Genomic DNA, 23,439 nt, shown 5'->3' on the forward strand with positions numbered 1-23,439 from the left:
GCGCGTCGCCATAGCAGATCGGCGCCGAACGTCACGTCGAACTCGGTCACGGAAGATCTCCTCGCGGAATTCGGGCCAGGGCTGGTAGCACCGTGTTCCACACATGTCGGAAACCGAACGATTGCTCGGTTCCACGTGCTGTGAGACAGTTAACACGCGCTTTCCCGCCAGGTCAACAGTGGAAGCATCCGCTGCCGGGACGACCCGAATCCGGAGCCGCTCACCGTCCCTGCCACCGTGGAATACGCTTCTGCGCGAAAGCATTCGGGCCTTCCTGAGCGTCCATGCTTTCGTAGCAGCTCACCGCAGCGAATCGGGCCGCCTGCAACGCCGCGGAGCGTCCCATCTCGGTTGATAGCATTACCGTATCTCTGGCCGCCCGCACCGAATGCGGGGATCCGGCCAAGATTTCACCGGCCAGCTCCAGCGCGACCTCCAGCAGTTCCCCGGGCTCGGCGATCCGGTTGACCAGGCCGATCTCGTACGCTCGACGAGCGTCAATGGGCTTGCCCGTCAACAGAATCTCCATCATGATCCGCTGCGGGATCATGTGGATCAACGGTGTCGCCCACGGTGAGCTGCGCCCGACCTTGACCTCGGTCACCGCGAACCGCGCGGTGCTGGCGGCAACGCACAGATCGCAGGCCTGTGCGAGCATCCACCCGCCGGCATACGCGACTCCGTTGACCGCGGCGATGGTGGGTTTGGACAATTCCACGGTGTCGTAGGGCACCGGAAACATATCGCGCGGCGGCACCGTCATTGCGGTTTCCACCATTTCCTTGAGATCCCCGCCCGCGCAGAACGCTTTCGTGCCCGCGCCCGTCAGTATGGCGACCCGAAGTGCGGGATCGTGCTCGAAGCGCTCCCAGGCGGCGAATAGGCCGGACCGGATCTCTTTCGACAGGCAATTGCGGGTCTCGGGCCGGTTGAGTGTGATAATGGCGACGCCATTGTCTGTGGCTTCGAAAAGCACCGCATCACTCACGGATTCGCCCATCAGTAACCTCTCCGCTCGATTTCGTGTGCGGTGCGCGAGAGCGTCTCACGGAAATCGGGGTGCGCGATCTCGATCAGTCGCCGCGCCCGTTCGGCGAGGGTGCGCCCGCGTAATTCGGCCGCGCCGAATTCGGTGACTATCACGTCCACGTCGGTGCGCGCGGTGGTCACCGGACCGGACAGCGCGGCGGTGATCCGGCTCAGGGTCCCGCCTTTGGCGGTGGCGGGCAACGCGATGAGCGCGCGCCCGCCCGGCGACCGCGCGCCCGCGCGCACGAAGTCGACCTGGCCGCCGGTGCCGCCCAGATACGACGAGCCGCTCTGCTCGGCGTTCACCTGGCCGGAGAGATCGACCTCGAGCGCGGAGTTGAGCGTCACCAGGTTCGTCAGACGACCCAGCACCGCCGCGTCGTGCGTATAGGCGGCCGCTCGCATCCGCACCGCCGGGTTCCGGTCCGCGAATCGGTACAGCCTGTCGGTGCCGATCAGCGCCCCGGTGATCGAGACGCCGGCATCGATCTCCTTGCGCGCGTTGGTCACGACCCCGGCCTCGACCAGATCCACCAGCCCGTCGCCGATCATGCCCGAATGCACGCCCAGGTCGGTTCGGTCGCCGAGCAACCGCAACAGGGCGTCCGGGACCGCGCCGATGCCGACCTGTACCACCGCGCCGTCGCCGATATAGGGCGCGGCGTGGGCGGCGATCGCGGTGTCCACCGGGCTCGGGACCGCGGCCGGGACCTGTATCGGGGGCCGCGAAACCGTTACCAGGCAGTCGATTTCGGAGACGTGCAGCGACTCGCCGAAGGTGTAGGGCACCCGGTCGTTGACCTCGGCCACCACCGTGCGCGCCGCGTGCACCGCGGCTCGCACGTGATCGGAGATCAGCCCGAGACTGTGTCTGCCCTCGCCGTCGGCCGGGCTCACCTGGACGAAAGCCACGTCGCAGCCCAGGGTCCGGTCCTCGAGCATCGGCCCGATGCGGCTGACGTGACACGGGACGACCCGCAGCCGGTGTGCTCGCGCCGCCGTGCGCAGCGCGCCGATCGCTCCCATGCTCGACAGGGCGAACGCATCGGATTCCCCCGTCAACAGCCCGGAGAAGCTCGTGGCGATGAACAGCGAGAGCTCCCCGATCTTCTCGCCCTGTTCCAGCAGCGCTTCCAGCAGGGTGCTCGGTTCACCGCACGCCTGACCCGCCACTATCCGATCACCGCGGCGCAGGAACCGGCTCAGGTCCAGTTCCCCGGCCGGGCAGATCACGGTCATACCCGCCCGCCCGCTGCCAGCAGTGCCTGCGCCCGGGCCAGATAGGGCCGGTCCAGCATCGCGCCGTTGTGACCGATCGCGCCGACGCCCGGGTTGGCAGCGAAAAGGTCCACGATCTCCTGCGCCTGCGCCAATTCCGCCGCGGTGGGCGTGAATCCGGCGTTGATGATCTCGACCTGGTCCGGGTGAATGGCCAGCATCCCGCGATAGCCGTCGCGGCGCACCTTGGCGACCCGGTCGCGCAGGCCGTCCCGGTCGCGGAAGTCGCCGTGGATGGTATCGACCGCGCTCACCCCGGCCGCGGCCGCGCCGAGCAGGCACAGACTGCGGGCCAGCTCGTAGGTGAAGTCGTAACCGCCCCCGGGGCGCACGTTGGACGCGGCGCCGACCGCGTCCGCGAGATCCTCTGCGCCCCAGGTCATTGCCGTCAAACGGGGGAGGCCGCCGTAGGTGCCGGTGGTGAACATGCCCTCGGCGGTCTCGGTGCACAGCACGATGATCTCGGTGCTGCCCGGCGCGATGCCGTTGGCCGCTTCGAGCGCGGACAGGTAGTGGTCGATGATCACGACATCGCCGCCGCCGCGCGTCTTGGGCACCATGATGCCGCCGGGTCGCGCGGGCATGACCGCGGCGAGGTCGGTGAGGGTGTGCGGGCCGTCCAGGGGATTGACCCGCACCCACAGGCGAGCGCGCTCGGGCTCGGCGTGTCCGGCGATGAACTCCGCCGTGCGCAGGCGCGCACCGGGTTTCGCGCTCTCGGCGACCGCGTCCTCGAGGTCGACGAGCACGATATCGGCCGGTCCCGCCGCGGCTTTGGTCATCTTGCGTTCGCTGTCGCCGGGGGCGAACAGCCACGATCGCGCGTGGCGGCCGCTGTGCGTCATTACTTCTCCAGATGGTCGATGAGTTGGCCGGCGGGGCCGAACTCCTGCACGATGTCGTCGGTGTCGGCTCCCAGCCGGGGCGCCGGACCGGCAACGCCGCCGGGCGTGCGCGAGAACCACGTCGGCGGTCCGGGGAAACGCACTTTCCCGTAGGGCGTATCAACGGTTTCGAAGAAACCGGACTCGGTCAGCTGCGGGTTGTCGAACAACTCGTCCAGCGTGCGCACGGGCGCTGCCGGAATGTCCAGGGCGCGTAGCAGTTCCAGCCATTCGGCGGTGGTCCGCTCCAGGAAGGTCTCGCTGAGCAGGCCGTAGACCGTGTCGATCCGGGCCGCGCGCTGAGCCAGCGTCGCGTACTCCGGTCCCGCCCACACCGGGCGGACCGCGCTCACGAAGGCGTTCCACTGCTTGTCGTTGTAGACCAGCGCCGAGAGGTGCCCGTCCCTGGTGCGATAGGGCTTTCGCTCGGGGGTCACCGCACGTGGATAGCCCGCACCGGACAGCGGTGGATCGAACATGGCGCCGTTGGCGTGTTCGACGAGCATGAACGCGGCCATGGTCTCGAACATCGGCACCTCGACCTCCTGGCCCTCACCGGTGCGCTCCCGATGGAACAGCGCCATCATCGTGGCGTAGACGGCGGTCAGTCCGGCGACTTTGTCGGCGATGATGCTGCCGACGTATCCCGGTGCGCCGGTGAGCTTTTCCTGCACGAAGGGCAGTCCGCATTCGGCCTGGATGGTGTCGTCGTAGGCGGTGCGATCGGCATCGGGCCCGCGCCGGCCGTAGCCGTAGCAGTTGGTGTAGACGATGGCCGGATTCAGCGCGGCGACCGCCGCGTAGTCGAAGCCCAGCCGGGCTATCGCCCCGGCGCGCATGGAGTGGATGAACACGTCGGCCCCGGCGATGAGCCCGCGCAAGGTGGCGCACCCGGCCTCGGTCCGCAGGTCCAGCACCGCACTGCGTTTGCCCCGGTTGACATTCACGAACACCCCGCCCAGACCGGGCTCGGGCCCGACCGAGATGCGGCGGGTGTCGTCACCGCCGGGCGGCTCGACCTTGATGACGTCCGCACCCATGTCGGCCAGGATCTGGGTGCAGTACGGACCCATGACCATGGCGGTCAGATCCACGATTCGCACGCCGGTCAACGGACCCCTGTTTCGCATCGGCATGCCTCTTTCGACCGGTCCCCGGTTCACGAATCACCCCGCCCCATCAGCGTTCGCGAGCCTATCTGATGAATCTTTGCAAGGATAGTGCTATCAAAGAGGTCGTGGACAGTTTCACCATTGCCGCAGTGCTGGATTCGGCCCTGGCCTCCCGCCCCGAAGCCCGCGCCGTCGTGGCCGCCTCGGGAGCGTGGACCTACACCGAGCTCGACGAGCAGGCCCATCGGGCCGCGGGCGCGCTCTGGTCGCTGGGGGTGCGCCCCGGCGACCGCGTCGCCGCGTGCCTGCCCAACGACCTCGACATCGTCGCGGCTTTCCATGGCGCGCAACGCATCGGCGCGATCTGGACCGGTATCGGGGAAGCGCTGACCGCGGCCGAGCAGCGCGGGCTCTACGACCAGTGCGAACCTTCGGTCGTGCTGGCGGGCCCGCGGTGCCTGCTGGACACCGCCGAGCGCATCGACCCCGAACGGTGGGCGGAGTTGCTCGCCGGCGCGGACGCCGCGCCCGAGGTCGCGCAGGACATCGACGCACCGGCCGGAATAGGTTTCACCAGTGGAACCTCGGGCCGGCCCAAGGCGGTGGTGCACAGCCAGCGCAATCTGCTGCTGCCCGGCGCGGTCCTGGTCGCCAATCGTGGCTGGGGTCCGGAACTGCGCAAGGGCGACAGCTTTCCGCTGACCATCCTCAACATGATGGTGTTGTCGACGTTGCTGACGGCCCAGGCCAACGGCTGCGCGATCATCATGAACCGCCGGGACGTGGACGGCGTGGCGGAGTGGATTCGGGAGCACCGGGTGACGGTGTGGAACGGCGCGCCCGCCCAGCTGTACGACCTCGCACGCCGCCCGGACACGGATCTGAGTTCGCTGCACGAGGTGTGGAGCGGGGGCAGCGACACCCCCGACCAGGTCCGTGCCGATTTCGCCGCGACCCACGGCATCGTGCCCCGGGCCACCTACGGACTGTCGGAGGCCCCCACGGTGGTGGCCATCGATCCGCCCGGCACCGAATGGCGACCGGGTACGAGCGGGCGGGTGCTGCCGCAGTACGAGGTCGCCGCCTACGACGACGCGGGCCACCGGCTGCCGCCCGGTGAGCTGGGCGAATTGCGCTTGAGCGGAGCCGAATCCGGGGTGTGGGCGCGGGACTGGCGGCCCCTGCTGGGGTACTGGGAGGACGGCCGGGTGCGTCCGCCCGCCGCGGGCTCGTTCGCCACCGGCGACATCGGGACGGTCGATCGGGCGGGCTGGCTGCGGGTGCTCGACCGCAAGAAGATGGTCATCATCCGCGGCGGCGCGAACGTCTATCCCCTCGAAGTCGAGCGGGTCATCGCCGCGCACCCGGAGGTCACCAAGGCCGCGGTGTGCGCGGTGCCCGACCCGCGACTCGGGCACAAGGTCGCCGCGGTCATCGAAAGCGATTCGGCGACGCTGGATATGGACGAACTGGCCGCCCTGTGCCGCCGAGAACTGGCGGGCTACAAGGTCCCCGAGATCTGGCGGCGGGTGCCCGCGCTGCCGGTGAACGCCATGGGCAAGGTCGAGCGCACCCGGCTCACCGAGTTGGTGACCGGGGCTCCGGTCGTAGCGGAGGGCTGAACCATGACCGATCCGATTCCCGTTCCGCCCGCGCTGCGCCTGTTCGATTTGGCCGGCCGGGTCGCCATCGTGACCGGCGCCTCCTCCGGGCTGGGGGCCGAAACAGCCCGCACGCTGGCGGGATTGGGCGCACGCGTCGCGCTGGTGGCGCGGCGCAAGGACCGGCTGGCCGACCTCGCGGCCGAACTGGGCGGGGTCGCCATCGCCGCGGATCTCGCCGAATCCGCCGAGCTGGACGCGGTCGTCCCGGCCGTCCTGGACGAACTCGGACCGCCGGAGATCCTGATCAACGCCGCGGGCAATCGCTTCACCACCGAGCGCGCGGAAGACGAGTCGCCCGCCGACATCCACCGGACCCTGGAGCTGAATCTGGTAGCACCCCTGCGGCTCTCGCAGGCAGTGTTCCCGCATATGCGCCGCGTGGGACGGGGGGCGATCGTACACGTGTCCTCGATCAGCGGCCGGGTGGGGGTGCCCGGCATCCCGCAGGCGTCCTATGCCGCGAGCAAGGCCGGACTCTCGGGGTTGACCGCCGAACTCGCGGTGCAGTGGGCACGGCACTCGATCCGGGTGAACACCGTGGCGCCGGGCTTCTTCCGCAGCGAGATCACCGACAGCCTCTACGACAGCGAGCGCGGGTCGGCGTATCTGCGCCGAAATATCCCGCTGCCCGCCGAGGGCACCGCCCAGGATCTCGTCGGTGCGATCACCTGGCTGGCCGGTGACGCCGCGCGCTACGTGACCGGGCAGACGATCGTGGTGGACGGCGGCTGGACCGCACACTGAGTCCTGTTGTCCCGCAACATTTTCGAACACATCACAGGTGTCATCGGAAGCAATCTGTTGACACCGTCACAGGTGCATGGAAACATCCGTTCCAATATTGGAGAATGCTATTCTCCAATTGTGCACGCGTCGGCTCGCGCTTCCGGGCCGGGGAAGGAATTCGCTCCGAATGTTCTCGGCAATCCTCATCGAGAAGGGCGACGCGGGCCCTCAGGTCGCGCTGACCGAACTGGACGACACCGCGCTGCCCGCCGGCGACGTCACCGTCACCGTGGAGTACTCCACGCTCAACTACAAAGACGCCCTTGCCATTACGGGTAAATCCCCGGTGGTGCGCAAGTTCCCGATGGTCCCGGGCATCGACCTGGCGGGCGTGGTCACCACCAGCGACCACGCGGACTGGTCCATCGGCGACGCCGTTGTCCTGAACGGCTGGGGCGTCGGGGAATCCCACTGGGGCGGCCTGTCCCAGCGCGCCCGGCTCAACGGCGATTGGCTGGTGCCCCGCCCGGCCGAGTTCAGCGCCCGCCAGGCCATGGCCATCGGCACCGCCGGATACACCGCGAGCCTGTGCGTGGACGCGCTGCTCGCCCACGGCATCACCCCCGACCAGGGCGAGGTGCTGGTGACGGGTGCGACCGGCGGCGTCGGCAGCGTGGCCATCGCGCTGCTGAGCAAGGCCGGCTTCGGGGTCGCGGCCGCCACCGGAAAGCCCGGCGAGGCCGCGTATCTGAAGGGCCTGGGCGCGAGCACGATCATCGACCGCGCCGAACTCACCGCGGCGGGCAAACCGCTGCAGAAGGAGCGCTGGGCGGGCGCGATCGACACCCTCGGCAGCCACGCGCTGGTCAATGCCGCCGCCCAGACCCGCTACGGCGGCGCGGTGGCGGCGTGCGGTCTGGCCCAGGGCATGGATCTGCCCGGCTCGGTCGCGCCGCTCATCCTGCGCGGGGTCGCGCTGCTGGGCGTGGACAGCGTCATGGCGCCCAAGCCGCGCCGCCTCGACGCCTGGGCGCGTCTGGCCCGGGATCTGGACGCCGACGCCATCGACGCGATCGCACGGGACATCACCCTCGGCGCCGCGATCGACGCCGCCGGCACCCTGATCGACGGGACCGTGCGCGGTCGCCTCGTCGTCGACGTGAACAACTGAACGGGAATCGTCGATGAGTGACAAAGCAACCGCGACGAAGAAGTCGGCGGCCGCCAAGAAGAACGGGTCGGCGCGCAAGGCCACCAACGGTTCGACATCCGCGGCGCAGCCGGTGACCCTGGACCTGTCCGATGTCGATCACCGGGTCGGCAAGCCGGTCGGCGGCGGGCAACTGTGGGATCCGTGCAGCTCCTCCGACATCCGGCGCTGGGTGATGGCGATGGACTACGCCAACCCGCTGCACTGGGACGAGGAGTACGCCCGCGAAACCCGCTTCGGCGGGATCGTCGCGCCCCAATCCATCGCCGTCGCACTCGATTACGGGCACGGCGCGCAGCCCGCCTGCGTGGGCCGCATCCCCGGCAGCCATCTGATCTTCGGCGGCGAGGAGTGGTGGTTCTACGGCTGCCCGGTCCGTCCCGGGGACAAACTGTTGCAGGAGCGGCGTTTTCACGACTACAAGATCGTGGAGTCCAAGTTCGCCGGGCCGACGATGCTCTCGCGCGGGGACACCGTGCACACCAATCAGCACGGGGTGCTGGTGGCGCGCGAACGGTCCACCGCGGTGCGGTATCTGGCCGAGGAGGCCCGCAAGCGCGGGTTCTACAACAACCAGTACGGCGAGCTGAAGAAGTGGACCACCGCCGAACTGCTCGAGGTCGAACAGCTGCGCCACGACTGGCTGATGTCCAATCGGGCCGGTGTCTCACCGCATTTCGACGAGGTGCAGGTCGGGGACAAGCTGCCGCGCCGGGTGATCGGCCCGCACAGCATCGCGTCCTTCACCACCGAGTACCGCGCCTTCCTGTTCAACATCTGGGGCACGTTCCACTGGACCGCTCCCCCGGGGCTGGCCGATCCGTGGATCAACCAGGATCCGGGCTGGACCGAGGGGTTCGGCTTCGACGAAGAGGGCGCGCGGATCGATCCGCGCAAACGCGACGGCCTGTACGTCGGGCCCTCACGCGGGCACATCGACGGTGACAAGGCCGACGAGGTCGGCATGGCCCGGGCCTACGGTTACGGCGCGACCATGGGCGCCTGGTGCACCGACTACCTGTCCTACTGGGCGGGCCACGACGGCATGGTGCGCCACACCAAGGCCGACTTCCGCCTGCCCGCCTTCGAAGGCGATGTGACCTACTTCGACGCCGAGATCATCGGCAAGGAACCGGCTTCGGTCTGGGGTGTGCCCCTGGTGCAGGTGCGGGTCCGGCTCACCAATCAGGACTCCGGGGTGCTCGTGGACTGCACCGCCGAGGTCGAACTGCCGTACTGACCGAGCGAAACGGACCGCCATGAGCACCCAGACCCCCGATGTGACCACCCGGGCCGCGATCGCGACGGGGCCGCCCCTCGCCGAGGAACCTGGCCTGGGCCCGCTGACCCTGCCCGGCTTCCTCGCCGAGGTCGCCGAGAAGTACGGCGACCGTGAGGCTTTGGTTTTCCACGCACCGGACGGGGTGACCCGCTGGACGTACACCGAGTTGCGGGAGCGCGCCACGATGGTCGCGCGGGCGCTGCGCGCCTGCGGGGTCGGTAAGGACAGCCGGGTCGGGGTGCTCATGACCAACCGGCCCGAATGGCTGGCGGCGGTGTTCGGGATCGGCATGGCGGGCGGGGTGGCGGTCACCCTGAGCACGTTCTCCACACCGTCGGAACTGGATCACCTGCTCCGCGTGTCCGGGGTGTCGGTGCTGTTGTTCGAACGGACCGTGGCGAAAAGGGATTTCGCGGCCGTGTTGACCGAACTCGAACCCGCCATCGGCTTCTCGACCCCCGGCGAGCTGCGGTCGGCCGAATATCCTTTCCTGCGGCATCTTTCGATGATCGGGGAGCCGGTGCGCGGCGGAGTCATCGAAGGCTGGGCTGGGTTCCTGGCGCGCGGCTGGTCCGAACCGGCCGAGCTCGTCGAGGCGACCGCGGCCGCGGTGACCCCGAGCGACACCGCCGTGGTGTTCTTCTCCTCCGGCACGACCAGCAAACCCAAGGGCATCCGCAGCGCGCATCGCGGTGTCGCGGTCCAGATGTGGCGCTTCCGCCGCATGTACGGCTTCGGCCCCGACGACACGGTCCGCTGCTGGACCGCCAACGGCTTCTTCTGGTCCGGCAACTTCGGCATGGCCCTGGGCGCGACCCTGGCCGCGGGCGGTTCCCTGGTCCTGCAACCCACTTTCGACGCCCCCGAGGCGCTCGCCCTGATGCAGTCCGAGCGCGTCACCTTCCCCGTGGCGTGGCCGCACCAGTGGGCGCAATTGGAAGCCGCCCCGAACTGGGCCGCTACGGATCTGAGCACCCTGCGCTACGTGGACCGCTCCCTGCCCGCCGCCACCCATCCCACGGTATCGACCACGTACACCGAGCCCGGGGCCGCGTACGGCAGCACTGAAACCTTCACGATCACAACATGTTTCCCGGCCAATACGCCCGACGACGTGATCGCGGGCAGCAGCGGCGAACCCCTCCCCGGCGTAACCGTCAAGATCGTCGATCCGCTCACCGGGGCGATCCTGTCCCGGGGCGAGAGCGGCGAGATCGGCATCAAGGGCCCGACCCTGATGCTCGGCTACCTGGGAACGCCGCTCGACGAGACCCTCGACGCCGAGGGCTTCTTCCGCACCGGCGACGGCGGCTATCTGGACGACGCCGGCCGTCTCCACTGGGAAGGCCGCCTGACCGACATCATCAAAACCGGCGGCGCGAACGTCTCCCCCCTGGAGATAGACGAGGCCCTGACCGCACACCCGCTGGTCAAAGTGGCCCGCACGGTAGGCGTCCCGCACGAGACCCTCGGCGAGCTGGTAGTGGCCTGCGTCATCCCCCATCCGGACACGTCCCCGACCCCCGAGGACCTTCACGCGTTCCTTCGCGAACGTCTGGCCAGCTACAAGGTCCCCCGCGAGGTCTTGTTCTTCGCCGACACCGACTTCGAGCTGACCGGCAGCGCCAAGATCAAGACTGCGGACCTCCGCGAATTGGCGGGCGAGCGCCTGCGCGCCTGATTCGCGGCATCCCGTGTTCGCACCGCGACCTGGAGCTGCCTCGACGGCTCGGAGGTGGCCCACACGTCACGTTCGAGGCTGTCGGCGCCGAGAATCCCGACCGCGTCGCCCGACCTGAAGCGACGCTGCCGCTTACCGTTCCGCGACCGAAGCGGTAGCGTCATGCCCCGGCGACAGGGGGACCGGGAAATGGCAGACCGAGCAGGTTCCGGGATTCGTGCTGGGATCGGCGTTGCGGCGGACTTCGCCCGGAGCCCGGAAGGCCATCAGGCGCTGGCGGGGTTCCTCGGCGCGATCATGATCGCGCTCGGCGGGCTCGGGGCGGGGGCGACCCGCGTGCACGACCCGCTGCTGGAGGAGCTGCACCTGTCCTGGCTGCGGTTCGGGCACGGCTACGTGCTGTCCTCGATGGTCGTGTGGGTCGGCGTGCTGCTGATGATCGCCTCGTGGGTCCGGCTGGGCCGCACCACGATCGGCGTCGGCGTGACCCTGAACGAGCTGCGGGCCATCGTCGGCATCTGGGTCTTCCCCCTGCTGTTCGCCGCGCCGTTGTTCAGTCGCGACGCCTACTCCTACCTTGCCCAGGGCGCCCTGCTGCGTGACGGCTTCGACCCGTATGCCGTCGGGCCGGTCGCCAATCCCGGTGTCCTGCTCGACAATGTGAGCCCGGTCTGGACCACCACCACCGCGCCCTACGGCCCCATCTTCCTGCTCCTCGCGCGCGGCGTCACCGCGGTCACGGGCGACAGCGTGGTCGCGGGCACCATCGGGTTGCGCCTGGTCATGCTGCCCGGACTCGCGCTGATGATGTGGGCGGTGCCGTACCTGACCAAACATCTCGGCGGCCGGCCGACGGTCGCGCTCTGGCTCGCGGTGCTCAATCCGCTGGTTCTGATCCACCTGCTCGGCGGCGTGCACAACGAGATGCTGATGGTCGGCCTGATGTGCGCCGGCATCGCGCTGGTGCTGGAACGGCGTCACGTCGCGGGGATCGTCGTGGTCGCCATAGGAGTGGCCATCAAGGCGACGGCCGGCATCGCGCTGCCCTTCCTGGTGTGGATCTGGATGCTGCACGAGAAGGAGAGGCGCGCCGCCGAACAGTCGGACGGGTCGGATGATCGCGCGGCGGTCGAAACCCCGCCGGCACCGCACCCGGCGACCGTGTTCGCGAAAATTGCGGGGCTGGGCCTGCTGGTTTTCGCGGCGGTGTTCGCCGCGGCGTCCCTGCTCGCGGGCGTGGGTGTCGGCTGGCTGACCGCGCTGTCCGGGTCGAAGAAGATCGTGCAATGGCTGTCGCTCCCGACGCTGATTCGCGATGTCATCACCTGGACGACTCCGCTGCGCCTCGATGGCTGGCTCGACCCGCTCCGGGCACTGTGCATGCTCGGACTAGCCGCATTGCTCGCCTGGACGTGGTGGCGGTTCCGCCACAGCGAACGAGAGGCCGTGCAGGGCATAGCGATAGCCTTCGTCGCCATCATCGTCCTGTCCCCCGCCGCACTCCCCTGGTACTACTCCTGGCCCCTGGCCCTGGCCGCCGCCTTCACCCTGCGCACCACGACCCTGACGGTGCTGGTGGGCCTGTGCACCTGGCTGATGCTGATCTTCAACCCGGACGGAAACCACGGCCTCTACAACCCCGCGCACGTGCTCGCCGCGACGTGCGCGGCGGTGGTCGCGGCCCTATCGCTCCGCACGGTCGATCCGCTACGCCTGGGTTCGCCTCCACCCGCGAGTCGCGACCGAGCGGCGGCGTCGGGGGCGCGATGAAAGCCCGGTGCCAAACGCCCACGGACAACCATCGCCCCAGTTCCACAGCCTCCGACGAGCGCGACCCTCACCAGGCTCGAGGTACCGTGTGCCCGTGATTCGCAGCGTGGTGTTCGATGTGGGCGAGACCCTGGTGGACGAAACCCGGGAGTACGGGACCTGGGCCGATTGGCTCGGCGTACCGCGGCACACCTTCATCAGCATCTTCGGTGCCACCATCGCTCAGGGTAGGGACTACCGCGAGGCATTCCAGGTCTTCAAGCCCGGATTCGATCTCGCTGAAGAGCGAGAAGCGCGGGCCGCGGCCGGCAAGCCCGAGACGTACGGCGAGGATGACCTGTACCCGGACGTTCGGCCGGCGCTCTCAGCACTGCGGGAGCAGGGCGTATGGGTGGGCATCGTGGGAAACCAGACGTTGCGCTCCGGGAAGATCCTGCGCTCGCTCGACCTGCCGACCGATTTCATTGCCACGTCGGACGATTGGGGAATCGAGAAGCCGAAGGTGGCCTTCTTCGAAAAGGTAGCCGAGGTCTCCCCCGGTGAGCCGCACGAGATCGTCTACGTCGGCGACCGCCTGGACAATGACCTCGCGCCCGCGAAGAAGGCAGGCATGCGAACGGCGTTCATTCAGCGCGGTCCGTGGGGTTGGATCCAGCGTGACGCGCCCGAGGTCGCGGACCTGTCGGATTGGAAGATCCACGACCTCAACGAACTGCCGAAAATCACTGCGGCAGAGAACGGTTAGCGCGCCAGCGATTTGATCGTGGTGTGCCAGCTGTACAGCTGATCATCAAGAGCTCGAACCTGCGGCAGGACATCCCATTCCCGCAGGGACTGGCGCACCGACTTCACGCGATCCATGGCGGTCGCGTACCAATGCTGACCCAGAAGCTCCAGCGCCTTTTCCAGGTCGATGCATGCGGTGGTGGGATCTCGATCGAGCACCGCGACCGCGGCGAGGTCGGCGTGGTAGATCGCACGCTGTTTCAACGCATCGCCGGGCAGCCCGGCAAGGGCGCGTTCGAGCGTCTCCCGTGCGGCCGCACTCTGTCCCGCGATCAGCTGCGTGTTGCCTCGGAAGCCTGCGAGCCTGGCAGGTGAGAACCAGTCGAGCCATGGCGGACTGGCGTCCGTTTCCGGGTCGTACTGTGCGTAGGTATCCTCGGCGTGCTGCAGGAGGGCAAGTGCCCGCTGCGTATCACCGGCCCGGGTCTCGACTTCCGCCTCGACGGCATCGAGCCATGCCAGCATCTCGAAACTCGCGTCACCCCGTCGCGCGAACGTGCGAGCGCTTCTCAGCTTGTCGCGCGCAAGTTCGGCCTGGTCCGGGTCACCGGAGAAGGCGGGCGCGAAGGCCATGTGTGCCTGAATCGCACTGCCGAGCAACGAATCATCGGCCTCGAACGCGGCGCGATGAGCGAGCTCGAAACTCGGCTGCGAAAGGTCCGGCTGCTGGAGATCGAAGAACTCCAGACGGCCAGCGAGGAGGCTCGATTCCGCTACCGCCCGTGCCATAAGGGGTTTGGCCGCGCCTGGGACTTGGTGCAGCAGATCCCAGCCGAGCGCCGCGTGCTCCGAAACAAGGCGTTGCAGCCGTGCTGCCGGAACTGACCAGTACATGCGGCGGTGCGCCGCTGTGGAGGACATGAAGTCGGTCGCGATCGACTGCGGCAATGCACTCGCCGAGGTGCCTGCGTGACGAGCAGCCCATGTCTCGCGGGGTCCGCTGGAGGTCGAGTAGGCAGGGTCTGCGGCGGCAGATCCTCGGGCCGGGCTGAATCCCAGCTCGGATAACGGACGTCCGAGTAGCGCCTCCAGGGCGGCCGCATGGTCGGGCTGAGGCCATGGGGACTCGGGAGACTCCCACCGCCGAACAGAGCGTGGATCGACCGAGATACGGAGACCCATGTCCTGGGCCTTCCGATTCAGCGCGGCTGCCAGTGCCTTCTGCGACTGATAACCGAGTGCTAATCGCGCGGCGCGTAGCTTCGACTGCATGTCCTCATCGTAGCTCGATCCCAACGTTAGATGTCCCCATGCGGACAGAAAATGTCCTATCGATGTCCTATTGGAACCCTTTCAGGAGGACATCGAGTAGTGAGATCGTTGGGACAGCTCCCCAAGTACCGCAGCCAAATCCGCCGCAGCGGGAACGGCGTCGCCGACCACAGTTCGTAGCCACACTTCGATCCGGTCGGCGGCGCTCCGGTACCAGGGCACAACCACACCACACAACAGCCGAAGGGTCAGAGCCATGACCACGATCGAGGCACGCGTCCTGTCCGCACTCGCACCGGGCGGTCACCTCACCGTCGATCAAATCGCCCGCCACACCGACCTGTCCGCCGACCGCGTCCGCAAGGGCGCCCAGGCTCTCCGCGGCCGGGGGCTCGCCACCAGCAATCCCGGATTGCACGGAGACGCTTGGGCTCTCACCGCGCGCGGGAAGCTGTACGTCGACACCCCGACCGGCCGCGCCGTCCTCGATTTCCCTTCGATCGCGTCATGACCCCCGCCGCTATCGGCTACCTGCGCACCGACGAATCCGGTGCACGTCAGGACTGGGACGAGATCCAGATCCGCAGCCTGGCCAGACGATTGGGCTACACGCTCGCCAAGACCATCGCGCTCGGCCCGTACACCGACACCCACATTCAGTGCGTGATTGCCGCTGTGTGCGACCGAGATGCGGACGCGGTGATCGTGCCCAGCCTCGATCACTTCGACAGCCGAATCCCGGACCTCATCTTGGCCGTCGCCGACATCATCACCGTCGACCCACATCGCACCTATCCCCGACACCGATCATCGAATGAGGTAGCCACTCATGCCTGAGACCGACATCGCCGGGGCACCGGATCTTGTGGCGCTCTTGGCGTCCGCCGATTCCATCGCGGACGCCGCAGGTGACGCCCAAACCGGAACCGAGCATGTGCTCTTCGCCCTGCTGCGGCACCCGGCCAGGATCCCTGTCGATCGGCTGCACGCGCTCGGGATGGAACCGGACATCCTCTTCGCCCGCCTGGCCGAGCTGGCCAAACGGTGCACCCCCACCCCGCCGCCCGCCCGACTCTGACCCGCTCCACTCACAAGCGATCGGATCATGCGCATTCGCTCCACATCCCCATCACCCCAACGCTTTTCGATCTTCGCCGTGATCGTGCTGGCCTTCGCCGGCGTGCTCACGATCGGCAACGACACCTCGGCCGCCGGCACATCCTGCGGGCCGGAATTCACACCCCAGAACAGACCCCAGATCACCAAGCCCGTCATCTGGGTGGAGGTGCTGCTTCTAGCGGTCACACGGTGACGGCGTCGACGACGTAGCCATAATGCGATCGGCGAAATCACGCAGCAGGCTGATCGGACGCTCGAACTCCAGGACCTGTGCACCTGCAACATTCGTGAGCGATTGGGCGGGGTACAGGTCCCGAAAACACTCTCGAGTGGCCGGTGCCGAGTTGGTCGTCGAGGACAGTCAGCGCGTCGAACGCGAACTCTCTGGTAGACGCGCGGCGGGCGACGGTCGGCGACCCACTCTCCAGGTAGGCGACCAGGATGTCGGCGTCCGCGGATTCACCGAAGCGGACGAACGCCAGAAAGCAGGCTCGGTCGGGAGCGATCTCGTCGCGGGTCAGGATCTTCTCGAGCTTCGCTCGAAACCGGGACCGCTTGTCGAGACCGATCAACCAGACCGCGGTGAGCTGTGCCCGCCAGTCCAGCTCGAGCAAGGTGCACAGCTCGTCGTCGCTGATCTGACGGGCATCTCTGGCCAGGTCGGCTTCGAACCGAGCTTGCTCGGGCCGGTCCAATAGCGGAACGATGCCTTTGAGCCGCATGTACCGACCGGGCTTGCGGAGATCGGCCACCACCCACCGCTGGACGAGTTCGAGTTCGTCCGGTGTGGTTGGAAGTCGGATGCTCACAGGAACATTCTTACCGCTCATCTCATCGCCGCCGTGACGAACACCAGACAGATTCGGCGACGTGACGTGCCGGATTGCACCCAGACCTTCTGCACGACAATATATTTCGCCGACAGCGCCGCGAGGTGTCGGAAGGATCAACGCCGGTAAGGTCGATGCCGTGGGCAACCATTTCAGCGCGGATTCGGTGGGTCTTGACGTCTACATGACGAACGGCGGCACCGACGTGTTCTGCGACGTGATCGCGCTGGCCGGATCGTCGATCGCGAGCACGGCGTGGCAGCGGAACCTGGTGCTGCACTTCTGCGACCTGGTCCGATATGGCCGCGGGACGGGCGGTTTCGACCTGGCTGAGGTGCCGTGGACACACGAACACCGAAGTGAGCAGGACTTCTTCATCGAAATGCTCGACCGAGCGAACCATCGCACGGGGTGGCAGAAGCTGCACTACACCCCGGCGATCGACCACATCCTCGGTGCGTTCACGCGGATGCTCACCACGTTCGACCCTGGTGCGGCGACCGACTCCGGTTTCGGGGACTGGACTGTCGCGCCGCGGCCGTACCTCGTCGACCTGTGCGACCGGCACACGATCTTCCCGGGTTCGATCGGGTGCCGCCTGTGCGACACCTTTCTCCAGCCCACCGATGCGCCATTGGTGTGGGAGTTGATCAGCACCTACAACGACGGTGGATCGCCCGTCGGCGAGGTCGTCGACCGCCGGATTCAGCAGATCAATGACGACCTGATCTCCCGTGTCCTGCCCATCACGGGTGATCCGGGGCCGCGAGCAGTGGGGATCGAGATCCAACCGGCATTGCTCGAACAGGTCTCGGCCATCATCGGGCAGCGGATCGATCCTCGCGCCCGGCACTGGCTGGGCAGGGCTGTTGCCTGAACATCATCGACCACCCTGCCGTACCGCAACCGAGCGACGCCGCAGCGTGAATCTGCATTCCCCACCCACCCGGATCACAAGGCCGCGGCGCACCGGAGCCGGATCAGGGAGTCACCATCGGAAACGTCGGCTCGAACGTGTCCAGGACCGCGGCCATTTCCTTCAGCACGGACGAGTCGCCGTCGAGTTGGATGACCTTCTCCGACGAAAGTTTGTCCGCCACGGCCGGTTTCAACAGCACCCCGGTCAGCGCCTGTTTCGGGCCGGTCACCGTCAGACGCGCATCGGCGGCTTTTCCGCGACGTGCGTTGAGGACCCCGCGCCGGATCCACAGCGTCCATTCCTCGGCGACGTCGGTGAAGTTCAGGTTGATCGTGATGTCGGAGGCTACCGCCTGATCGCCGATTATCTGGACCGCGAGGAAGTCGAGCAGCAGGTCCACCGGCATCGCCAGGATCGTGTCCTGGCTCGCGGTCACGTAGGGCGGGGGTTGGACGCCGAGGCGTAATTCCTTTGCGGCGCTGAGGAAGATGCCGCGCCACTGGGGGCCTTCGGCCTGGTAGCCCATCTGTTCGTAGGCGTCGGCCTGTAGTTCGCGGGCGGCGGTGTTGTCGGGGTCGGCGAAGACCAGTTTGTGCAGGATCTCGGTGGCCCACCGGTAGTCGCCGGCGTCGAACGCGCGTTTGCCTTCGGCGAGAATCGCGTCGGCGCCGGCGAATTCGACGAAACGCCGCGCGGAGTCGACCGGCGGGTGCGGGTGCAGCGACACCGGGTCGCCGTCCCACATGCCCAGTTCTTTGTGGAACACCGCGCGCACATCGTGATGCAGGGTGCCGTGGTAGCCGCGGTTGGCCCAGGTCCGGCGCAACTCCTCGGGCAGCTCGATCACCTCGGCGGCCTCGAGCGGGGTGTAGCCCTTGTTCGCCAGACGCAGCGCCTGGTCGTGAATGTATTTGTAGGCATCGCGCTGGGCGGCGATGAAGCCCGTCACCTGCTCGTTGCCCCACACGGGCCAGGTGTGCGGTCCGTAATGCACCTCGGCCTCATCGCCCCAGCGCTCGAGGGTTTCGTCCAGGTAGCGGGCGAAGTTGCGGGCGTCGCGTGTCCGCGCACCGCGCAACGTCTGGATGTTGTGCAGCGAGTGGTTGGCATTCTCCGCGCAGGTCAGGGCCTTGAGCTGCGGGATCCAGATGTGAATTTCCTCCGGAGCCTCGGTGTCGGGGGCATAGAGGAACTCGAACTCGATACCCGCGATCTCGCGGCGGACGCCGGTCTCGGTGATCAGATCCGTGGGTGAGATGTAGGAGATCGTGGGGCCGGCCGTGCTCACGATGCCCAGGCCGCAGGTGATGTGGCCCTGGGCATTCAGATCGAGCAGTCCGCCGAAGGCGTAGAAGCTGCGCCGGGCCATGGCGTTTCCGGCGATGACGTTCTCCCCGAGGGCGAACTTGTCGAACTGGCGCCCGGGCGCGATGATCGGCACCTTCCCCGAGGCGACGTCCTCGGGATCGACCACGCCCTTCACGCCGCCGTAGTGGTCGATATGGGTGTGGGTGTAGATCACCGCGGCGACCGGCTTGTCGCTGACGTGCTCGCGAATCAGATCCATGCCCTGGCGTGCGGATTCCACCCCGGCCATGCAGTCGATGACGATGAGACCGTCCTCGCCCTCGACCATCGTCAGGTTGGCGATGTCGTTGTTCCGGACCTGGTAGAGCCCGTCCGCGATCTTGTACAGCCCACCGTGGCGAATGATCTGGCTCTGCCGCCACAGGCTCGGGTTCACCGTGTCCGGTGCGGCGTCCTCGTCCCTGATCCACGCGAAGTCCTGGGGATCGAAAACCACCCCGCCGTCCTCCCGGACGACGTTTCCGGGCAACTCGGCAATCAGCCCGCGCCGCGAATCGGTGAAGTCCTGCGTGTTCGCGAGGTCGTAGAGCGCGGCCGCGTCCCGGTTGACCTGCGCGGTCTGCGCGGTGGCGGCCTTGGGCTGGTAGCACATGCTGACTCCGTTCACGGGAAGCTTTCATGTCCGACGGGCCGAACCTAGCGTCGAACGGCTACCGGAGAGTCACCCGAACGGGGTGAAACCGAGCCGGAGGCGTCGCGGCCCCGAGGGAGCGACAACGGGCTCAGCAGGACCAGGAGACCAGCGACCACGAGGACCGTGCGCGGACCGGTCAGGCTCGCGAGCAACCCGCTCAGTGCGCCGAGCGCGGCGATGGTGGCGCCGCTGCCGATCGACCAGGCCGACAGTGTGCGGGTCACCAGGGCATCGGGGGTGTTCTCGAGCCGGTAGGTCGCCAGCACGGGGTTGTACAGGCTCATGCCGACGATGATCGCCAGTTCGATGAGGATCACGGTCGCGAGACCGGAGACGCCGGGGTGGACCAGGGCCAGACCGATCAGCCATACCGCGCGAAATGCACCGAACAGCTGCAGGACTCGCTGTTGGCCGTAGCGCGCTACGACGCGGCGGGCGAGACGTGAGCCGATCAGTCCGCCGACGCAGGGGGCGGCGAAGGCCAGGGCGTACTGCCAGGGCGCGAAGCCGAGATCGCGGAGCATCAACACGGCCAGCACGGGTTCGGTCGCCATGATCGAGCCGCTGACCAAGAGTTGGTTCAGGTAGAGCGCGCGCAGGCCGCGATGGGTGAGCAGGTGCCGCCAGCCCTCGAGCACATCGGCTGCGCGCAGTCCGGGCTTGCCGCTCCGCTCCGGCGCTCGCTCGCCGCCGCCGATCGCCATGACCCCGAGCGCGGAGAGCAGGTAGCTCAGGGCGTCGGCCGCCACGGTGATCACCGGTCCGAGGAGTCCGATCGCCGCACCGCCCAGGGGTGGTCCGATCGCAATCGAACTCCACGTCGTCGACTCGAACCGCGCATTGGCGACCAGCAGATCTTCCCGCCGGACAAGGCTTTTCAGGTAGGCCCCACTCGCCGCTCCGAACACGATCTTGGCGGCGGCGACCACCGCCGCCACGATCAGCAGCTGCGTGAAACTCAACCTGCCGACGGCGTACGCGACCGGGATCGTCAGCATCGCGGCGAACCGCGTGAAGTCCATCGCGATCATCACCGGTCGCTTGCGCCGGAACTCCACCCACGGGCCCAGCGGCAACGCGATCAGCGCGCCCACCGCCGGCCCCACGGCGGACAGCACCGACACCTGCAGCACGCTCGCGTCCAGCACCAGCACCGCGATCAGCGGCAACGCACCGAAGCCGAGCCCGGATCCGTAGGCACTGACCGCGTAGGCCGCCCACAACCATCCGAACCGCCGCCCCAGATCTCGTCCACCGACCACCCGCGCCACCTCCCGCCTTCGCTGTCGAACGCCGAGATCAAAGCAATTCCGCGGGTCCGCGATCAAACAACCGCGCGCTCGGCGAGCCACAACCATCGGTTGTACGGGTAGGTTCTGCGTGGTGGATCTCGACGCCGTACGCACCTTCGTCACCGCCGCGGAGGTGGGACAGTTCCAGGAGGCCGCGGCCGAGCTGGCGATCACTCAGCAGGCGGTGTCCAAACGCGTTGCCGCCCTGGAGAAGCACTTGAACGTGCGCCTGTTCGCCCGCACGCCCCGGGGCGTCGAGCTCACGGCCGACGGCCGGACGTTCCTGCCCCACGCCCGCGCGGTACTCGACGCCGTCCACCGCGCCGACGCGTCCGTACGTCCCGGTAATCGCCCCCTGCGCGTCGATGTGGTTGCCCGCCGCATCGTTTCGGCGGATGCCCTGCACGATTTCCATCGCACCCACCCCACGATCGAACTGGACGTCGTCACGCTCATGGACGCCGACCTCGACGCCGCGGTGGCCGCCGTGGACGCGGGAACGATCGACGCCACCTTCCACGCGGTCCCGGCCCACCACCCTCTTCCCCCGACGATTCGCACGGCCCGCGCCGTCGACGAGCCCCACCAGCTACTCACCGGCCCGCGCCATCCCCTCGGTGCGGGTCCCGCGATCACACCCGCGCGGTTGGCCGGGCACCGAATCTGGGTGCCCGGCCTGCCGGCCCACGGCGAGGTGGCCGACTACTACGCCGAATTCGCCGGCACCTTCGGCTTCACCATCGACCGCGGCGGCCCGGTCTTCGCCAAAGAGTCTGTGCTGGAAGAAATCTCCGCCTCAGCCGGCCTGTCTACACTCATCGGCGCCGGTTCGCGCTACCTCTGGCCGGACAGCTACGACCTACGACGCGTCCCGATCCACAACCCGACACCGATCTACCCCATATCGATCATCTGGCGGGCCGACAATCCCCACCCGGGTCTCCCCGCGCTCCGCGATCACCTGCGGTCCCGGCGAGCGAGCGAACCCGATCGCGGAACGTGGCTACCGGCATGGGCGAAGGCAGCCGACCGACAGACCGCTACTTGACGATCGCAGTCCGTACGGCGGGGGCGATTTCCTGCGCCCAGACAGCGAGGGAACGGGAGTCCTGCATACCGCCCGAGGGTGAGAAGAGCGTGAAACCTCCTGCGCCATGGTGCAGTACGGCCTCGGTCAATTCCGCTATCCACTGGGCCGGGGAACCGCCGAGCCAACGGCCTTCGGGGTCGCGTGTGTCGGGTAGCGGCTGGTCGGTGATGATGCCGGGGAGGTTGTAGACGGTGCGGATCTCGCCGGGATCGCGGCCGACCTCCAGCGCGGCGGCGTCGATGATGGGGCGGGACGTGCGGTAGCGGTCGCTGTGCCAGTCGGCGGCGTGGCCCGGGATCCAGCCGTCGGCCACCCGGCCGGTGGCGGCCAGGGACTTCTTGCCGACCGACCCGGTCCACACCGGCGGCGCCGGCGTGGCGGCGGGGTCGATGTTGTGCACGCGGTAGAAACGGCCCTGATGTGTGACGGGCCCACCGCCGCCGGAGAGTTTGCGCACCAGTGTGATCGCCTCTTCGAAGGCATCGACGGCGTCGCCAGCGGACAGGGGCGGAACACCCATATCGGCGATGCGGTCCCAGAGGCCGCCCGCGCCCATGCCGAGGACGATGCGGCCGCCGGACAGGGCAGCGAGCGAGGTCACGGTGCGCGAGAGCATGGGGGCGGGACGGGTGGGCAGGTTGGTCACATTGGCGATCCCCGCGATGCGCCGGGTGCGGCCGAGGACGAAACCGATTGCGGCGTAAGCGTCGACGCGGTCGGCGAGGTAGGGGTGGTCCGACAGGGAGAAGATGTCGAGCCCGTCTCGGTCGGCCTGTTCGGCCGCACGCAGTAGGTCGGGAATGTCGTCGACGCCGCTGTGTGCGCCGAATCCGAAGGTGACATCGGGTAGGGACATGGAAGCACCTTTCGCGAAACAGTGCGTAGCTCAACGACTCTCGGAGACCGCCCGCACTCTTCAACCAACAATTAAGTTCGTAGTACGAACCATAATAGTTCGTACTACGAACTGCAAGTGGCGAGGTGCGGCTGTCGACTACACGAACAGTTCCGGAACCTGGTTGTCCGCCACGACGCGGCCGAGGAGCTCACCCAGCGCATCCCGCTCGGCGGGGTCGAGGGTATCGGTCAATCGCTCGATCCGCGCGCACGTTTCGGCATAGAACTTCCGGGCGAACCGATCCCCCGCCGGCGTGAGCGCGACGCGGATCGTCCGCGCGTCCCGCAGATCCGGCTCCCGGCTCACCCACCCGTTGCGCTCGGTGCGTTCGACCAGGCCGGTGACGCTCGACTTCGCCAGCCGCAGGAGCGCGCCCAGCTCTCCCATGCTCTTCGGTCGCGCCATCAGCAGGCACAGCAATTGCCCCTGCTGCATGGTGATGCCGTGCTCTCGAGCCGATTCCGTATAGACGGCATCTACCAGGAACGCCGACCGCACCAGCCCGGATACCACGCCGATATGGCCGTCATAATTCTTGCTCACCCGGCCAGGATACATGGGACCGATATCGTAGTTCGTAGTGCGAATTACCTGGTTGCGCGACATATTCTGCACGATCGACGCGGCCTTCATGCTTCCCCTTCGGCGCATACCC

23 protein-coding genes are annotated in these 23,439 nt (G+C 67.9%); 13 read left to right on the plus strand and 10 right to left on the minus strand.

The window, feature by feature from the left end; translation table 11 throughout:
* Positions 1–220: 220 nt before the first annotated feature.
* Genes ABZ319_RS01585 through ABZ319_RS01600 form a run of 4 tightly spaced genes read right to left on the minus strand, consistent with a single transcriptional unit; the run spans position 221 to position 4,321 of the window.
* A complete protein-coding gene (locus ABZ319_RS01585; protein WP_354984333.1) occupies positions 221–1,000 on the minus strand; it encodes an enoyl-CoA hydratase-related protein in 780 nt (259 codons plus the stop codon).
* Entirely contained in the window at positions 1,000–2,268 is a 1,269-nt protein-coding gene (locus ABZ319_RS01590) for an acetyl-CoA hydrolase/transferase C-terminal domain-containing protein (protein ID WP_354984334.1), read from the minus strand. Before ABZ319_RS01590 ends, ABZ319_RS01585 begins: the two co-directional genes overlap by 1 nt.
* Positions 2,265–3,152, minus strand: a complete 888-nt coding sequence (locus ABZ319_RS01595; protein ID WP_354984335.1) for a CoA ester lyase — start codon at positions 3,150–3,152, stop codon at positions 2,265–2,267. Before ABZ319_RS01595 ends, ABZ319_RS01590 begins: the two co-directional genes overlap by 4 nt.
* Positions 3,152–4,321, minus strand: a complete 1,170-nt coding sequence (locus ABZ319_RS01600; RefSeq protein ID WP_354984336.1) for a CoA transferase — start codon at positions 4,319–4,321, stop codon at positions 3,152–3,154. Before ABZ319_RS01600 ends, ABZ319_RS01595 begins: the two co-directional genes overlap by 1 nt.
* Before the next feature lie 107 nt (positions 4,322–4,428).
* Here ABZ319_RS01600 and ABZ319_RS01605 point away from each other — a divergent pair, with 107 nt between their 5' ends.
* The 7 genes from ABZ319_RS01605 to ABZ319_RS01635 all read left to right on the plus strand — a co-directional run bounded on the left by ABZ319_RS01605 (position 4,429) and on the right by ABZ319_RS01635 (position 13,381).
* The gene (locus tag ABZ319_RS01605; RefSeq protein ID WP_354984337.1) at positions 4,429–5,925 is read left to right on the plus strand and encodes a class I adenylate-forming enzyme family protein; all 1,497 of its coding nucleotides are present in this window, start codon (positions 4,429–4,431) and stop codon (positions 5,923–5,925) included.
* Positions 5,926–5,928: 3 nt separating this feature from the next.
* Positions 5,929–6,711, plus strand: coding sequence for an SDR family oxidoreductase (locus ABZ319_RS01610; protein ID WP_354984338.1), 783 nt, complete (start codon positions 5,929–5,931; stop codon positions 6,709–6,711).
* 169 nt (positions 6,712–6,880) lie between these two features.
* On the plus strand, positions 6,881–7,864 hold the full coding sequence (locus ABZ319_RS01615) for an MDR family oxidoreductase (protein WP_354984339.1): 984 nt from the start codon (positions 6,881–6,883) through the stop codon (positions 7,862–7,864).
* Between the two features lie 13 nt (positions 7,865–7,877).
* Positions 7,878–9,143, plus strand: a complete 1,266-nt coding sequence (locus ABZ319_RS01620; RefSeq protein ID WP_354984340.1) for a MaoC family dehydratase N-terminal domain-containing protein — start codon at positions 7,878–7,880, stop codon at positions 9,141–9,143.
* A 19-nt stretch (positions 9,144–9,162) separates the two neighbouring features.
* On the plus strand, positions 9,163–10,866 hold the full coding sequence (locus ABZ319_RS01625; protein ID WP_354984341.1) for a class I adenylate-forming enzyme family protein: 1,704 nt from the start codon (positions 9,163–9,165) through the stop codon (positions 10,864–10,866).
* A gap of 189 nt (positions 10,867–11,055) precedes the next feature.
* Entirely contained in the window at positions 11,056–12,636 is a 1,581-nt protein-coding gene (locus tag ABZ319_RS01630) for an alpha-(1->6)-mannopyranosyltransferase A (protein ID WP_354984342.1), read from the plus strand.
* Between the two features lie 94 nt (positions 12,637–12,730).
* Entirely contained in the window at positions 12,731–13,381 is a 651-nt protein-coding gene (locus tag ABZ319_RS01635; RefSeq protein WP_354984343.1) for an HAD family hydrolase, read from the plus strand.
* On the opposite strand, the gene ABZ319_RS01640 is transcribed toward ABZ319_RS01635, so the two are convergent.
* On the minus strand, positions 13,378–14,634 hold the full coding sequence (locus ABZ319_RS01640) for a hypothetical protein (protein ID WP_354984344.1): 1,257 nt from the start codon (positions 14,632–14,634) through the stop codon (positions 13,378–13,380). The two genes, ABZ319_RS01635 and ABZ319_RS01640, sit on opposite strands and share 4 nt — an antisense overlap.
* 256 nt (positions 14,635–14,890) lie before the next feature.
* On the opposite strand from ABZ319_RS01640, the gene ABZ319_RS01645 reads away from it, so the two are divergent.
* From ABZ319_RS01645 to ABZ319_RS01660, 4 genes are read left to right on the plus strand one after another with little or no spacing between them, the layout of a single operon-like run.
* Positions 14,891–15,145, plus strand: coding sequence for a MarR family transcriptional regulator (locus ABZ319_RS01645; RefSeq protein ID WP_354984345.1), 255 nt, complete (start codon positions 14,891–14,893; stop codon positions 15,143–15,145).
* Positions 15,142–15,471, plus strand: a complete 330-nt coding sequence (locus tag ABZ319_RS01650; protein WP_354984346.1) for a hypothetical protein — start codon at positions 15,142–15,144, stop codon at positions 15,469–15,471. Before ABZ319_RS01645 ends, ABZ319_RS01650 begins: the two co-directional genes overlap by 4 nt.
* Positions 15,464–15,712 (plus strand): Clp protease N-terminal domain-containing protein, encoded by a 249-nt coding sequence (locus ABZ319_RS01655; protein ID WP_354984347.1) that lies wholly within the window; start codon positions 15,464–15,466, stop codon positions 15,710–15,712. The genes ABZ319_RS01650 and ABZ319_RS01655 overlap by 8 nt, the downstream gene beginning before the upstream one ends.
* Before the next feature lie 27 nt (positions 15,713–15,739).
* Positions 15,740–15,946: a hypothetical protein gene (locus ABZ319_RS01660; protein ID WP_354984348.1), complete on the plus strand. Its 207-nt coding sequence runs from the start codon at positions 15,740–15,742 to the stop codon at positions 15,944–15,946.
* Between the two features lie 37 nt (positions 15,947–15,983).
* Here ABZ319_RS01660 and ABZ319_RS01665 read toward each other — a convergent pair whose 3' ends face one another.
* Complete coding sequence (locus ABZ319_RS01665; protein WP_354984349.1) at positions 15,984–16,583, minus strand: DUF6000 family protein; 600 nt, start codon at positions 16,581–16,583, stop codon at positions 15,984–15,986.
* A 139-nt stretch (positions 16,584–16,722) separates the two neighbouring features.
* Here ABZ319_RS01665 and ABZ319_RS01670 point away from each other — a divergent pair, with 139 nt between their 5' ends.
* On the plus strand, positions 16,723–17,460 hold the full coding sequence (locus tag ABZ319_RS01670) for a hypothetical protein (protein WP_354984350.1): 738 nt from the start codon (positions 16,723–16,725) through the stop codon (positions 17,458–17,460).
* 103 nt (positions 17,461–17,563) lie between these two features.
* On the opposite strand, the gene ABZ319_RS01675 is transcribed toward ABZ319_RS01670, so the two are convergent.
* Both ABZ319_RS01675 and ABZ319_RS01680 read right to left on the minus strand, forming a co-directional pair.
* Positions 17,564–19,462 carry an alkyl sulfatase dimerization domain-containing protein gene (locus tag ABZ319_RS01675; RefSeq protein WP_354984351.1) on the minus strand — a complete coding sequence of 633 codons (1,899 nt, stop codon included), beginning with the start codon at positions 19,460–19,462 and terminating at the stop codon, positions 17,564–17,566.
* A gap of 44 nt (positions 19,463–19,506) precedes the next feature.
* Positions 19,507–20,766 (minus strand): MFS transporter, encoded by a 1,260-nt coding sequence (locus ABZ319_RS01680; protein WP_354984352.1) that lies wholly within the window; start codon positions 20,764–20,766, stop codon positions 19,507–19,509.
* Positions 20,767–20,887: 121 nt separating this feature from the next.
* On the opposite strand from ABZ319_RS01680, the gene ABZ319_RS01685 reads away from it, so the two are divergent.
* The gene (locus ABZ319_RS01685) at positions 20,888–21,844 is read left to right on the plus strand and encodes a LysR family transcriptional regulator (protein WP_354984353.1); all 957 of its coding nucleotides are present in this window, start codon (positions 20,888–20,890) and stop codon (positions 21,842–21,844) included.
* Here the strand turns inward: ABZ319_RS01685 and ABZ319_RS01690 are convergent.
* Positions 21,837–22,742, minus strand: coding sequence for an LLM class flavin-dependent oxidoreductase (locus ABZ319_RS01690; protein WP_354984354.1), 906 nt, complete (start codon positions 22,740–22,742; stop codon positions 21,837–21,839). The genes ABZ319_RS01685 and ABZ319_RS01690 overlap by 8 nt on opposite strands.
* A 138-nt stretch (positions 22,743–22,880) precedes the next feature.
* Entirely contained in the window at positions 22,881–23,417 is a 537-nt protein-coding gene (locus tag ABZ319_RS01695) for a MarR family transcriptional regulator (protein WP_354984355.1), read from the minus strand.
* Positions 23,418–23,439: the final 22 nt, after the last annotated feature.

This window comes from Nocardia sp. NPDC005978 (assembly GCF_040614455.1).
In the GTDB taxonomy this organism is placed as follows: domain Bacteria; phylum Actinomycetota; class Actinomycetes; order Mycobacteriales; family Mycobacteriaceae; genus Nocardia.